The 13,165-nt window shown below is 60.7% G+C and carries 14 protein-coding genes; 10 read left to right on the forward strand and 4 right to left on the reverse strand.

Annotation, left to right across the window (positions count from 1 at the left end; all coding sequences use genetic code 11):
- Positions 1-141 precede the first annotated feature (141 nt).
- Together AC1DVH_RS19110 and AC1DVH_RS19115 are read left to right on the forward strand one after the other, a co-directional pair.
- Positions 142-954: a gamma-carboxygeranoyl-CoA hydratase gene (locus tag AC1DVH_RS19110; RefSeq protein ID WP_477755120.1), complete on the forward strand. Its 813-nt coding sequence runs from the start codon at positions 142-144 to the stop codon at positions 952-954.
- Positions 954-2,909, forward strand: coding sequence for an acetyl/propionyl/methylcrotonyl-CoA carboxylase subunit alpha (locus AC1DVH_RS19115; RefSeq protein ID WP_477755121.1), 1,956 nt, complete (start codon positions 954-956; stop codon positions 2,907-2,909). Before AC1DVH_RS19110 ends, AC1DVH_RS19115 begins: the two co-directional genes overlap by 1 nt.
- 39 nt (positions 2,910-2,948) lie before the next feature.
- Here the strand turns inward: AC1DVH_RS19115 and AC1DVH_RS19120 are convergent, their stop codons facing one another.
- Positions 2,949-3,596, reverse strand: a complete 648-nt coding sequence (locus AC1DVH_RS19120; protein ID WP_477755122.1) for a LexA family protein — start codon at positions 3,594-3,596, stop codon at positions 2,949-2,951.
- A 129-nt stretch (positions 3,597-3,725) separates the two neighbouring features.
- Here AC1DVH_RS19120 and AC1DVH_RS19125 point away from each other — a divergent pair, with 129 nt between their 5' ends.
- Together AC1DVH_RS19125 and AC1DVH_RS19130 are read left to right on the forward strand one after the other, a co-directional pair.
- Positions 3,726-4,067 carry a DUF6124 family protein gene (locus AC1DVH_RS19125; protein WP_477755123.1) on the forward strand — a complete coding sequence of 114 codons (342 nt, stop codon included), beginning with the start codon at positions 3,726-3,728 and terminating at the stop codon, positions 4,065-4,067.
- 484 nt (positions 4,068-4,551) lie between these two features.
- Positions 4,552-5,703, forward strand: a complete 1,152-nt coding sequence (locus AC1DVH_RS19130) for a M14 family metallopeptidase (protein WP_477755124.1) — start codon at positions 4,552-4,554, stop codon at positions 5,701-5,703.
- 103 nt (positions 5,704-5,806) lie between these two features.
- Here AC1DVH_RS19130 and AC1DVH_RS19135 read toward each other — a convergent pair whose 3' ends face one another.
- The gene (locus AC1DVH_RS19135; protein WP_477755125.1) at positions 5,807-6,352 is read right to left on the reverse strand and encodes a cytochrome b; all 546 of its coding nucleotides are present in this window, start codon (positions 6,350-6,352) and stop codon (positions 5,807-5,809) included.
- A complete protein-coding gene (locus tag AC1DVH_RS19140; protein WP_477755126.1) occupies positions 6,349-7,434 on the reverse strand; it encodes a catalase family peroxidase in 1,086 nt (361 codons plus the stop codon). Before AC1DVH_RS19140 ends, AC1DVH_RS19135 begins: the two co-directional genes overlap by 4 nt.
- A gap of 158 nt (positions 7,435-7,592) precedes the next feature.
- Between AC1DVH_RS19140 and AC1DVH_RS19145 the strand changes: the two genes are divergently transcribed.
- Positions 7,593-8,099 (forward strand): RNA polymerase sigma factor, encoded by a 507-nt coding sequence (locus AC1DVH_RS19145; RefSeq protein ID WP_477755127.1) that lies wholly within the window; start codon positions 7,593-7,595, stop codon positions 8,097-8,099.
- On the forward strand, positions 8,096-8,848 hold the full coding sequence (locus AC1DVH_RS19150; RefSeq protein WP_477755128.1) for an anti-sigma factor family protein: 753 nt from the start codon (positions 8,096-8,098) through the stop codon (positions 8,846-8,848). Before AC1DVH_RS19145 ends, AC1DVH_RS19150 begins: the two co-directional genes overlap by 4 nt.
- A gap of 123 nt (positions 8,849-8,971) precedes the next feature.
- On the opposite strand, the gene AC1DVH_RS19155 is transcribed toward AC1DVH_RS19150, so the two are convergent.
- Positions 8,972-9,808 (reverse strand): IclR family transcriptional regulator, encoded by an 837-nt coding sequence (locus AC1DVH_RS19155; protein WP_477755129.1) that lies wholly within the window; start codon positions 9,806-9,808, stop codon positions 8,972-8,974.
- A 244-nt stretch (positions 9,809-10,052) separates the two neighbouring features.
- On the opposite strand from AC1DVH_RS19155, the gene AC1DVH_RS19160 reads away from it, so the two are divergent.
- The 4 genes from AC1DVH_RS19160 to AC1DVH_RS19175 are packed head-to-tail and all read left to right on the forward strand — an operon-like array spanning position 10,053 to position 13,043.
- The gene (locus tag AC1DVH_RS19160; protein WP_477755130.1) at positions 10,053-11,078 is read left to right on the forward strand and encodes an ABC transporter ATP-binding protein; all 1,026 of its coding nucleotides are present in this window, start codon (positions 10,053-10,055) and stop codon (positions 11,076-11,078) included.
- The gene (locus AC1DVH_RS19165; protein ID WP_477755131.1) at positions 11,075-11,944 is read left to right on the forward strand and encodes an ABC transporter permease; all 870 of its coding nucleotides are present in this window, start codon (positions 11,075-11,077) and stop codon (positions 11,942-11,944) included. Before AC1DVH_RS19160 ends, AC1DVH_RS19165 begins: the two co-directional genes overlap by 4 nt.
- A 6-nt stretch (positions 11,945-11,950) precedes the next feature.
- Positions 11,951-12,745, forward strand: coding sequence for an ABC transporter permease (locus AC1DVH_RS19170; RefSeq protein WP_477755132.1), 795 nt, complete (start codon positions 11,951-11,953; stop codon positions 12,743-12,745).
- Between the two features lie 7 nt (positions 12,746-12,752).
- Positions 12,753-13,043 carry a (2Fe-2S)-binding protein gene (locus tag AC1DVH_RS19175; protein ID WP_477755133.1) on the forward strand — a complete coding sequence of 97 codons (291 nt, stop codon included), beginning with the start codon at positions 12,753-12,755 and terminating at the stop codon, positions 13,041-13,043.
- Positions 13,044-13,165 lie beyond the last annotated feature (122 nt).

The following is a 13,165-nucleotide window of genomic DNA, read 5'->3' on the forward strand; positions in this document are numbered from 1 at the left end:
ACGTCAACTTGGGTGATTCTGTAGGAGCGAGCTTGCTCGCGAAGGACGTYAACGATAACGCGTGTTTTCTGAATAAACGCGCCGCCCTGTAAACCATCGCGAGCAGGCTCGCTCCTACAAGGACCGTGGAGACGGACGAATATGAGCGACTTCAACACCCTCGAACTGCTGAGCGATCCTCGGGGTTTTGCCACCCTGTGGCTCAGCCGTGAAGAAAAGAACAACGCCTTCAACGCCGAAATGATCCGTGAACTGATCCTCGCCCTCGACAAAGTCGCGAGCGATGCCAGCCTGCGATTTCTGATCGTGCGCGGTCGCGGCAAGCATTTCAGCGCCGGCGCCGACCTGGCCTGGATGCAGCAATCGGCCGAACTCGATTACGCCACCAACCTCGATGACGCCCGGGAACTGGCAGAGTTGATGTACAACCTGGCCAAGCTGAAAGTCCCGACCCTGGCGGTGGTGCAAGGCGCAGCCTTTGGTGGCGCACTGGGCCTGATCAGTTGCTGCGACATGGCCATCGGTGCCGATGACGCGCAGTTCTGCCTCTCGGAAGTACGCATCGGCCTGGCACCGGCGGTGATCAGCCCGTTCGTGGTGCAAGCCATTGGCGAACGCGCTACCCGTCGCTATGCCTTGACCGCTGAGCGTTTCGGCGGGCAACGGGCTCGGGAAATCGGTTTGTTGTCGGAGAGTTATGCAAGTGCCGAGCTGGAACAGAAAGTCGAACAGTGRATCGACAATCTGCTGCTCAACAGCCCGGCGGCCATGCGCGCCAGCAAGGATCTGCTGCGCGAAGTCGGCGACGGCTCACTGACCCCGGCATTGCGTCGCTACACCGAAAACGCCATCGCCCGCATTCGCGTCAGCCCTGAAGGCCAGGAAGGCTTGCGTGCCTTCCTGCAAAAACGTCCGCCGAGCTGGCAAGCCGAATCCACCAAGGAGCCCCGCTGATGAGCGCACCTGTCCTCACCACCCTGCTGGTGGCCAACCGTGGCGAAATCGCTTGCCGGGTGATGCGCACCGCCAAGGCCCTGGGCCTGACCACCGTGGCCGTACACAGCGCCACCGACCGTGACGCCCGGCACAGCCGCGAAGCCGATATTCGCGTCGACCTGGGTGGCAGCAAAGCCGCCGACAGCTATCTGCAGATCGACAAACTGATTGCCGCCGCCAAGGCCAGCGGCGCCCAGGCGATTCACCCCGGCTACGGCTTCTTGTCGGAGAACGCCGGTTTCGCCCGCGCCATCGAAAACGCCGGCCTGATCTTCCTCGGCCCGCCCGCCTCGGCCATCGACGCCATGGGCAGCAAGTCCGCGGCCAAAGCCTTGATGGAAACCGCTGGCGTGCCGCTGGTGCCCGGTTATCACGGCGAAGCCCAGGACCTGGAAACCTTCCGCGCCGCCTGCGAACGCATCGGCTACCCGGTGCTGCTCAAGGCCACCGCGGGTGGCGGCGGCAAAGGCATGAAAGTGGTCGAGGACGTCAGCCAACTGGCCGAAGCCCTGGCCTCAGCCCAGCGCGAAGCACAATCGTCGTTCGGCGACTCGCGGATGCTGGTGGAGAAGTACCTGCTTAAACCACGTCACGTGGAAATCCAGGTGTTCGCCGACCAGCACGGCAACTGCCTGTACCTCAACGAACGCGACTGCTCGATTCAGCGCCGTCACCAGAAAGTCGTCGAAGAAGCGCCGGCACCTGGCCTGAGCCCGGAGCTGCGACGCGCCATGGGCGAAGCCGCTGTGCGTTCAGCGCAGGCCATCGGTTATGTCGGTGCCGGCACCGTCGAGTTTTTGCTGGATGCGCGGGGCGAGTTCTTCTTCATGGAAATGAACACCCGCCTGCAAGTGGAACACCCGGTCACCGAAGCCATCACCGGCCTCGACCTGGTGGCCTGGCAGATTCGCGTGGCACGCGGCGAAGCGTTGCCGATGACGCAAGACCAGGTGCCGCTGGCAGGGCACGCGATCGAGGTGCGGCTGTATGCCGAAGATCCGGGCAATGACTTCCTGCCGGCGACCGGTCGCCTGGAGCTGTATCGCGAATCCGCCCAAGGACCGGGGCGTCGAGTGGACAGCGGTGTTGAAGAAGGCGACGAGATCTCACCGTTCTACGACCCGATGCTCGGCAAGCTGATTGCCTGGGGCGAGGACCGTGAACAGGCGCGGTTGCGTCTGCTGAGCATGCTCGACGAATTCGCCATCGGCGGACTGAAGACCAACATCAATTTCCTGCGGCGCATCATCGGCCACCCGGCATTTGCCGCTGCCGAACTCGATACCGGCTTCATTCCGCGCTATCAGGAACAATTGCTGCCGACGCCTGCGCAACTCAGCGATGAGTTCTGGCAAGCCGCCGCCCAGGCGTTTGCCCAGAGCCAGCCACCTGCCACCCGCGCCGATGACCCGAGTTCGCCGTGGGCGGCGCGTAATGGCCTGCGTGCCGGATTGCCGAGAGCAATCACCCTGCACCTGAGTTGTGAAGGCCAGGACCGGGCGCTGACGCTGGGCGACATCAATGCCCACAGCGCTCGGCTCAAGGGCGAGCARCTGCTGACCGAGCAGGCTGGAGTGCGCCGTCAACACCGCGCAATACGCCGTGGCGAACAGGTGTATTTGCAATGGGATGGCGAGTTGCGCCGCATCGAGGCTTACGATCCGATCAGCGCCGTCGAGGCCAGCCATAGCCATCATGGCGGGCTGACCGCACCGATGAACGGCAGCATCGTGCGCGTACTGGTGGACGCCGGGCAATCGGTCGAAGCCGGGGCGCAATTGGTGGTACTGGAAGCGATGAAGATGGAGCACAGCATTCGCGCGCCCCATGCCGGGGTGATCAAGGCGCTGTATTGTCAGGAAGGCGAGATGGTCAGCGAAGGCAGTGCACTGGTTGAACTGGAAGAAGCGTGAAATGAAGATCGGTCCTGCGCATCGCGAGGACCGATCTGATCAGAACCTGGCTGTTGCCTGAACCACTACGCCGATGATTCGACAATCTTCGGCGTACAAGGCTTTCGGATACGTCGGATTGAGCGGTACCAGATAACGCTGCCCGCCCTCCTCGATGAGCTTGCGGAACGTGGCTTCGGCGCTGCCCGGCCACTGGGCAATGACCAGTTTGCCAGGCTCGGCGTCCACCGCCGGGTCCACCAGGATCAGCATGCCTTCCGCAATACTGATGCCAGTGGGTGCGGTCATCGCATCACCTGACACTCTCAACCAGAATGCCGGTCCCTGCGCGTGATAATCGGACAATTCAAAGTGCCCTTTCCCATACACCGCGACCTCGCCATCGCGCACTTCGACAGGTTCGCGCCAGTCACTGACCGGGTAGCGGAAGTACGGATTGTACTTCTGTGTCAAAGGGATTTCGTCGTCCGTTGACGCCTGCGGTTCCCGGATTACCAGCGCCACTTCGAGAAACTCAAGACCCAGCGCCTGCAGGACACGGTTCATGTCTTCGATGCCGGGTTCACGACGTTTGTTGAGCCAGTGGCCAATGCCGCCCTGGGACATCCCGAGGCGCTCGGCGAGTATCTCTTGAGTGATTTTGAGTTCACTCATCTTGGCCTTGACCAATTCAATCCATTTATCCATGTGCGGCACGATACGTGGGCAACTCCGGCCATCAAAACACATATTGTAGTATTTAAATTATCGTCACAAATACATTACGTATTAGGATCGATTCACGGATCTGAATCTAACACGGAGCTTGCCATCGCCATGAACCCACCCACCAATGACCTGTCGGACATGCAAATCGACACCACCCTCACCTCGCCCCAGGGCTCAGCGGCGGCACAACGCGCGCTGGACTATTACTTGAAACCAGCTATTTCAGAGGAAGTGACCGAACCGCGCTTTTTTGATGTGAACCGCAACATCAGCGGCGAAGAGGCGCTGGTCCATGCTTTGGACCTGTTGCGCTGTGCTGCCGCCACCGCGTACGAATCAGCCAATCACCTGCAAGGCGCAAACCGCGACCTGGCATTTTCGACGGTGCACATGATCGACATGGCCAAGGCGATGGTCGATCGATCGCTGGAGAAGTATGAAAACGGTTGAGGTGAAAAGGCGATTAGAGAGGACAGGAAAGAATTTTCCTATCGCGCAGGTAAAAACGTTTGACTTGCAAACGAGAATGATTATTATTGCATCAGCTGATCGCGAGATCAGTCGATGGACCAGGTGACCTTAGGTCGGTCTCCTGGACTATCTCCTCATCAGGCTAATCACGGTTTTTGACCCGGCTTTTTGCCGGGTCTTTTTTTGCCAGTTTTCTGGCTTTTGGCTTCAGGCTAATGAAGTCTTTGGGTGCCGCAAATTCGATGGCGCGGATGATATCAAAAGAATGCCAGATGGCAAGAGAGGCCCGGAATCATGGGTTCAAACCAGTGACAGATAGCACTTGAGAATCAATCGCACAGCCTCTAAGCTGCGACAGCGTCAAGGAGGACGCCCCCACCCCTGCACCCCGCAATTTCCCTCGGTTTCACCCCACTCTTGCGTGTAAAGTAGCCGCCATAAAAATCATATTCAGGACCCGATTATGAGCGTCGCTAAATCCTCTTTCGACATCAGTGCCAATTTCGACAGCGGCAACATCCAAGTCATCGACATCAGCGACCCGCTCAAACCGCTTCTGGCCATTCGCCCGGACACCCGCAGTCCGCATTTCCAGTGGTTCCACTTCAAGGCCAGCGGCCTGCATGTTGGCCAGGAGCACTGGTTTCGCCTGAACAATGCCAGCCAATCCTCCTATAACAAAGCCTGGACCGGTTATCAGGCGGTGGCGTCCTACGATCACGTCAACTGGTTCCGCGTACCGACCATTTTCGAAGGCGACTGCCTGCGTTTCAGCCTTGAAGCCGAGCAAACCCACGCCTGGTTCGCCTACTTCGAACCCTACAGCCGTGGTCGCCACGACTGGCTGATCGAGCAGGCACTGACCAAGGCCGGCACCGAACTGTTGGCCACCGGCAAAAGTGTCGAAGGTCGCGACATTCAGTTGTTGCGCAAAGGCACCGGGGCCGAAGGCCGACGCAAGATATGGATGATTGCCCAGCAACATCCGGGCGAGCACATGGCCGAGTGGTTCATGGAAGGCGTGATCGAACGCCTGGAAAAACACGACGACCCTGTGCTGAATAAACTGCTGGCCAGCGCCGACCTGTACCTGGTGCCAAACATGAACCCGGACGGTGCTTTCCACGGCCACCTGCGCACCAACGCCATGGGCCAGGACCTCAACCGCGCCTGGCAGAGCGCCAGCCAGGAAATCAGCCCGGAAGTCCTGTTCGTTCAGCAGCAGATGGAAAAGTACGGCGTCGACATGTTCCTCGACGCCCATGGTGACGAGGAAATCCCTCACGTATTCACCGCCGGTTGCGAAGGCAACCCCGGTTACACGCCGCGAATCGAAAAGCTCGAGGAGCACTTCCGCAGTCATCTGAAGCACACCACCAAAGACTTCCAGACCAAGTACGGCTACACCCGCGACGAACCGGGCCGGGCCAACATGACGCTGGCCTGTAACAGCGTCGGGCAGAAGTACGACTGCCTGTCGTTGACCCTGGAAATGCCGTTCAAGGATCACGACGACCACCCGAACGCGGAAACCGGTTGGTCGGGCAAACGTTCGAAGCAATTGGGCAAGGATGTGCTGACCACCGTGGCCGAGATGGTCGATAGCCTGCGTTAATTGCCCTTCAAGATCAAAAGATCGCAGCCTGCGGCAGCTCCTACATTGGAATGCGTTTCCCTGTAGGAGCTGCCGCAGGCTGCGATCTTTTTTCGCCCGGCTATTATCCGCGATCCTTACCCCGCAACATACTGTCCAGCACCTCATCGCGACGCACCCAACCGTGAAACAACGCCGCCGCCAAATGCAGCAACACAGTCAGAAACAACAGATACGCCAGATACCCGTGCGCCTTGCGCAAAAACGCAAACACCTGCGCGTTCGCCGGCACAATTGACGGTAGTTGCAGCGAACTGCTGAGCATGACCGGCTCGCCCGACGCCGAAATCATCGCCCAGCCCAGCAGCGGCAGAACCAGCATCAAGGCGTACAGCAACACATGCGACGCCTTGGCCGCCCGCACCTGCCAACCCGGCAAGTCCGCCGGCAATGGTGGCTGTGTGGTGGAGAAACGCACCACCAGGCGCACGATCACCAACAGCAAAATCGCGATGCCCAAGGGTTTGTGCAGATGAATCAGCCATTCATGACGCTCGGACACCGAGGCGACCATGCCGGCGCCGATAAACAGCATCGCGATGATCATCAGCGCCATCAGCCAGTGCAGCAGGCGCGCCAGCGGGGCGAAGTGGTTCGGTTGGTTGCTCATTGCTGGGCCTCCTGTTTGGCGGCGGGCAACTGGCTTACTTCGCTGGTGCGACGCAGGTAGGAATTGGCGTAACCGGCTGAACGGGCGGCGAGCAACGGGTCGTCGGAACCTTCGATCCCGGCAGGCAACACCAGCGGATCGTAGTTGATGTCACGGCATTCACCGTTGAGTTGCGGTTGAGTCTTTTCAAGCACCAGGGTGCCAGCATTCAACACCTTGCGCCCTTCGGGCCAGGCCTTGCTGGCGTCGTTGACCGGATCGCCGGGGTTGGCCAGGGTGATGTTCAACTGCCAGCGCAACGGGCCGGCGGCGATTCGCTGAACCAGGTCTTTCTCCAGGAAATCATTGCCCTCCGGTGCAGTGCCCCCCGGTGTGTCCTGGGCCAGTGGCACCATGTTCCAGCGCACGGCCTGGCGTTGGCCGGCCGCGTTGACCAGGTAGAACGCATTCACGCTGTTGTAGTTTTCGGTCACGTAACTGGCCGACGGCTTGGCGGTCTTGATCCAGGCCAGGAACGGTGCGGCTTCCGGGTGCGAAGCAAAAAACGCCGGTACCGCCTTGGGGTCCGGTTTGCCGGTGGTCGGGTCTGGCGACTGGGCTTTTTGCAGTTGATAGAACGCCTCGGGCGTGCCCACCGGAAACACCGGCATGCTGTTCATCCCGGTGCGCCACTGCTGGCCGTTGGCCTGGGTGAAGCGCAAGGCCATGCTGCGGATCGGCACAGCACTGTCCGGCGCGTAAGGGTTACCGGCCGGCAAGGCGAAACGCCCCACCACCGGCGTCCGCGCTTCGTTGAACACTTGAGCGGTGGAATAGCTGCGCGCATCAAAGCTGCTCTCGAAATGCCCGATCACGCACACGCCTTTGGAATGGTTGCGACGGAAACCCTGATGCACGCCGTTATTGGTTTCCAGCACGTTGATCAGTTTCTTCGGGGTCAGGCGCTGTGGGTCGAAGGTACCGTTGACGTAGGCAAACGCCCCAGCCACGGCCGCAACGACCACGGCAATGCCGGCCAGACGCAACGTCAGGCTCGCCGCACTCAAGGGTGGCCGGGTTGGCGGTGATGATCGATCTACCATGAAAGACTCCAGGGCCATCGGCCACAAGTGAGAAGAATCAAGCAGACGAACCGCATGCAGGTTTATTCCCACGCGCGATGTTTATTTTTTCTGACGTGGAATAACCTCCAGTACCGGACGTCTTCCTAGTCCCAAGCGTAGCGACCAGTCAGAACTTCATGAACGATATCGACGAACAACTGAGGGAAATCATTCCAAGATTGCGACGGTTCGCCGTGTCGTTGACGCGCAACACCAGCAGCGCTGACGACCTGGTGCAGGCGAGCCTGGAGCGGGCATTGTCGAGTTGGAGCGGCAAACGCGCCGAGGGCGACTTGCGCGCCTGGCTGTTCTCGATTGTCTACCGGCAGTTTCTCGATGCGCACCGTCGCTCCCGGCGCTATGCGCGCATGCTCGAATTCTTCACCGGGCGTGACGATGCCCAGCCCTCGGTGGAGCGCACCGTTATCGCTCAATCGACCCTCAGCGCTTTCGATCAATTGCCCACCGAGCAACGCGCGCTGCTGCTCTGGGTGTYGGTGGAAGGCCTGAGCTACAAAGAGGTCGCCGGGATTCTCGACGTACCCACCGGCACCGTGATGTCCCGCCTGTCCCGGGCTCGCCAGGCCCTGCGCCAACTCAGTGATGGCGAAATCAACCGCCCTTCCCTGCGGAGACTCAAATGATCAGCATGCCCCCCAGCGAGCGTGACCTGCACGCCTATGTCGATCACCAACTGAGCGACGCCGACCGACGCCTGGTAGAGACTTTTCTGGCGAGCAATCCGCAAATGTCCGCACAAGTGCGCGCCTGGCAACTGGACGCCCAGCAACTGCGCGCGACCCTCGGTGGCGCCTTGCAGCAACCGGTCAATCCGAACCTCGATCCAGCCGTGATTCGCCAACACCTGAAACGCCAGTCCCGTCGGCACCTGGCCAGCGCGGCGGTGCTGTTGATCGCAGTCAGTGTCGGCGGTTTCAGCGGTTGGCAAGCACGGGAAATGACCCTGGCCAGCGCCCCGGCACCGATGGCCGACGCTATACAGGCCTATCGCCTGATTGCCCAGCAAGGCATCCTCCCGGCCGATTACAACGTCGGCGAGGACGGTGATATGCAAGGCTGGCTCGACCGTTATTTCACTCAGGCCAATCGCCTGCCCGACCTTTCCGATGCCGGTTTCAAACCGGTCAGTGGGCGCCTGCTGAGCACCGAGCAAGGCCCGGCGGCGATGGTGGTCTACGAGAACCAGGGCGGGCAGAAAGTCAGTTTCTACGTGCGCCCGCCTGGGCCGAAAAACTTTCTGCTGCCCAGGGGCAGTCGCAGTGATGGCGAGTTGCAGGCCGAGTACTGGTCGGGAAGTGGCTACAACTATGCGATGGTCAGCCCGGCGGATACGCCGGCGGCGCGGATGCTGAAACAGACCATACAGTTCTGATCCCCTCCCCTGTGGGAGCGAGCTCGCTCGCGATGACGGCCTGACAGTCACTGAGTGTTGCCTGACAGACCGCTATCGCGAGCAAGCTCGCTCCCACAGGGGATTTGTGCGGACATGTAAATCTTACCCTTGCCCAAACACCTGCGAAGGCCGGCGCAGTAGCGGGTCGAACGGATTGATCCGCGGCCCGATCAGCGCCGCTTCGCGCTTGAGCATGTCCACCACCGTCGGCAGGCGATCCGGGCCCAATCGGTCACTCACGGTCGCCACACTCAACGCCGCCACCGCGCGACCTTCACGATCGAGAATCGGCACGGCCACCCCGGCCATGCCCTGCAGCACGCCGGTATTGCGCCCGGCGTAACCCAGGGCGCGCACGTTGTCGACTTCCGAGCGCAGGAACACCTCGTCATACAGGTGGAAGTCTTTCAGGCGCGGCAAGTTGTAATGGATGACGGTGTCGCGCTCTTCCTCCGGCAGGAACGCCAGAATCGCCAGGCTGCCCTGACCCACGCCCAACGCCACACGCCCGCCGATATCCCCGGTAAAGGTACGGATCGGGAACGGCCCTTCGCTGCGGTCCAGACAGATCGCATCAAAGCCGCAGCGCGCCAGCAAAAACAACGAATCACCCAGCGAAGCCGAGAGTCGCAGCAGCGCCGGCCGTGCCAGTTCGCGCAAGTTTCCGGTGTTGCCCGCACGCGCCGCCAGCGCGAAAAAATCCAGGCTCAGGCGATAGCGTTTACTGCGCCCATCCTGCTCGACCATGCCCTCGTCCATCAGGCTGCGCAGCAACCGATGCGTCGTCGGTTGCGATAAGCCGATGCGCTGCGCCAGTTGCGTCACCCGCTCGCCGCCCTCGACGCTATCACCCAGTGTTCGCAGTACCGCAAACAGTCTTGAGACCGCGCCGACACCGACTTCACTTTTGCTTTCATTCCGCTCAATGGAATCTTGCATCTTGTTTTCCGATTATTAATTTACTGATCGAATAAAACTTAAAATAGTCATCGCCTCAGTGAAATAGGCCATTGAGCCCATCCTAGTCTTCGTCCTACTCTGCGTCCAGACAGGGGCGATTCGAACAACAGCGGCAGCCGACTCAAGTCGAGCGCCACGCACCCCGGCAACATCTTTTCGTATCTGCCCATACAAAAAAGCGCGCCTTTGGGTGACGCATAACAATCTCAGGTGGAGCGCAGTCATGGCTTTTGTGCAACTTGAAAAACTCTGCAAACGCTACGGCGAAATCGACGCCGTCGTCGCCACCGACCTCTCGGTCGAGAAAGGTGAATTCGTGTCTTTGCTCGGCCCCTCGGGATGCGGCAAGACCACCACTCTGCAAATGATTGCCGGCTTCGTCGAAGTCACCAGCGGGCGCATCGTGCTCGATGGCCGCGACATCACCCACGCCAAACCCGCCAGCCGCGGTTTGGGGGTGGTATTCCAGAGCTACGCGCTGTTCCCGCACATGACCGTCAAGGACAACGTCGCTTTCGGCCTGCGCATGCGCAAGGTGGCGAACGCTGATATCCAGCAGCGAGTCGACCGGGTTCTGAAACTGGTGCGCCTGAATCAGCACGCCGAGCGTTACCCGCGGGAGCTTTCCGGTGGCCAGCGCCAGCGCGTCGCCCTGGCCCGCGCCCTGGTGATTCAGCCGCCGGTACTTTTGCTGGATGAACCACTGTCCAACCTTGACGCCAATCTGCGCGAAGAGATGCAATTCGAGATCCGCCGCATCCAGCGCGAAGTTGCAATCACCACGCTGATGGTCACCCACGACCAGTCGGAGGCGCTGTCCATCAGCGACCGTGTCGTGGTGATGCAGGCCGGGCGCATCACCCAGATCGACGCGCCCTACACCCTCTACGAACACCCGCGCACCGAGTTCATTTCCGGATTCGTCGGCAAGGCCAATCTGCTGCCCGGCGAGCGCAATGGTGCCGGTGTGGTTCAGGTGTGCGGTGTTGGCAAAGGCGATCTGACCCTGAGCCTGCGGCCGGAAAAAATCGATCTGCGCGATGCCGGCCACGGTCGTTTACAAGGCAAGATCGTCAGTCGGTTTTTCCTCGGCAGCCAATGGCTGTACGGCGTCGGGACGAGCCTGGGCGAACTCTGCGTGGTGCGCCGCAATGATGGCTCTGCGCCGTTGAACGAAGGCACTGCAGTCGGTCTGGACTGGGACGCGGCGCTGCTGCGAGTGCTGAGTGTCGACGAGGTGCCAGCATGAGTACGCTCACCGCCATCCACCAGGGACGCCAGGGGTATTGGCTGTCTGCACCGGCCCTGGCCTTGTACCTCTGCTTGTTGATCATCCCGCTGGGATTGACCCTGGTGCTGTCGTTCAACGTCTTCGACTACAGCTCGGGGATCAACGGCGACGCCTACACTGTCGAGCACTACAGCAACCTGCTGGGCGATCCGTATTTCTACGAGATCTTTCTGCGCACCTTGTGGATCAGCGCCCTGACCACTTTGCTCTGCGTACTGATCGGCGTGCCCGAGGCCTACATCCTCAGTCGCATGGGCACACCCTGGCGCTCGATTTTCCTGATTCTGATCCTCACTCCGCTGTTGATTTCGGTGGTGGTGCGCGCCTTCGGCTGGAGCCTGTTGCTCGGCGCCGACGGCCTGGTCAACCAGACCCTGCAAGCCCTCGGCGGCTCGCCGATGAAGCTGCTCTACACGCCGTTCGCGGTGGTGATTGCGCTGGTCCACGTGATGCTGCCGTTCATGATCATTCCGGTCTGGACCTCGCTGCAGAAACTCGATCCCGCCGCCGAACAAGCCGCGCAGTCGCTGGGCGCCAGTCACTTCACGGTGATTCGCCAAGTCGTGCTGCCACAGGTCATGCCTGGTGTGTTGTCCGGCACATTGATCGTGTTTGGCCTGGCCGCCAGCTCATTCGCGATCCCCGGCCTGCTCGGCGGTCGTCGGCTGAAGATGGTTGCCACGCTGATCTACGACCAGTACCTATCGGAGCTCAATTGGCCCATGGGCGCGACTATTGCCGTGGCTCTGCTGCTCATCAACCTGCTGATCATGCTGTCGTGGAATCGCATGATCGAAGGCCGCTACAAGAAGTCATTGGGATAATTCGTCATGTCCAGGAACGGTCCTTTCGCCCTGCTGTTTCATACCCTGGTGGTGGTGTTCATGATGGCGCCGCTGGTGGTGGTTTGCCTTGTGGCCTTCACTCCGGAAAACACCCTGAGCCTGCCGACCACGGAGTTCTCTCTACGCTGGTTTCGCGCGGTGTTCGAGCGTGCCGATTTTGTCGATGCGTTCTACAACAGCCTGATCCTGGCGTTCGGTGCAGCCACCCTGGCGACGCTGATTGCGGTGCCCGCCGCGCTGGCGATCACCAGGTTCGAGTTTCCCGGTCGAGACTTTCTCAACGGCCTGTTTCTGTCGCCGATCATCATTCCGCACCTGGTACTTGGTGTGGCGTTGCTGCACCTGTTTGCGTTGCTGGGTGTCAATGGCAGCTTCGTCTGGCTGATTTTCGCCCACGTGCTGGTGATTACACCGTATGTGCTGCGTCTGGTGCTGGCCTCGGCGATTGGCCTGGATCGCAGCGCCGAACACGCCGCGCAATCCTTGGGCGCCGGACGCTTCACGCTGTTCCGCCAGATCACCCTGCCGATGATTCTGCCGGGGGTGGCCGGTGGCTGGCTACTGGCGTTCATCAACAGTTTCGACGAAGTCACGCTGTCGATTTTCGTCACCTCGCCGGCCACACAAACCCTGCCGGTGCGCATGTACGTGTACGCCACTGAGTCCATCGATCCGATGATGGCGGCGGTGTCGGCACTGGTGATTGCGCTGACCGCACTGACGATGATTCTGCTTGATCGGGTCTACGGCCTGGATCGGGTTCTGGTGGGTAAACAATGAGGGCGCCATGGCTCTGCTGAAACGACTGGCCGAAGCTGACCGCCCGGCCCTGGACTTTACCCTCGACGGCCATCGCGCCAGCGGTTTGCTCGGCGATACCGTGCTGACCGCCGTGCTGACTTGCAGCGAACACCTGCGCAGCAGCGACTTCAGTGCCGAACCCCGCGCCGGCTTCTGCCTGATGGGGGCCTGCCAGGATTGCTGGGTGCGACTGGGCGATGGTCGCCGGGTGCGCGCCTGCTCGACGCTGCTCGAAGCCGGGCAGCAGGTCTGCCGCGAACCGGGGCGATCGTTATGAATAAACATTCCATCTGCAGAAACCGAATCCCTTGTGGGAGCGAGCTTGCTCGCGATGGCGGCGGCCCATTCAATAGTTGTGCTGACTGACAGCCTGCAATCGCGAGCAAGCTCGCTCCCACA

Source organism: Pseudomonas sp. P4_C3 (genome assembly GCF_056402075.1).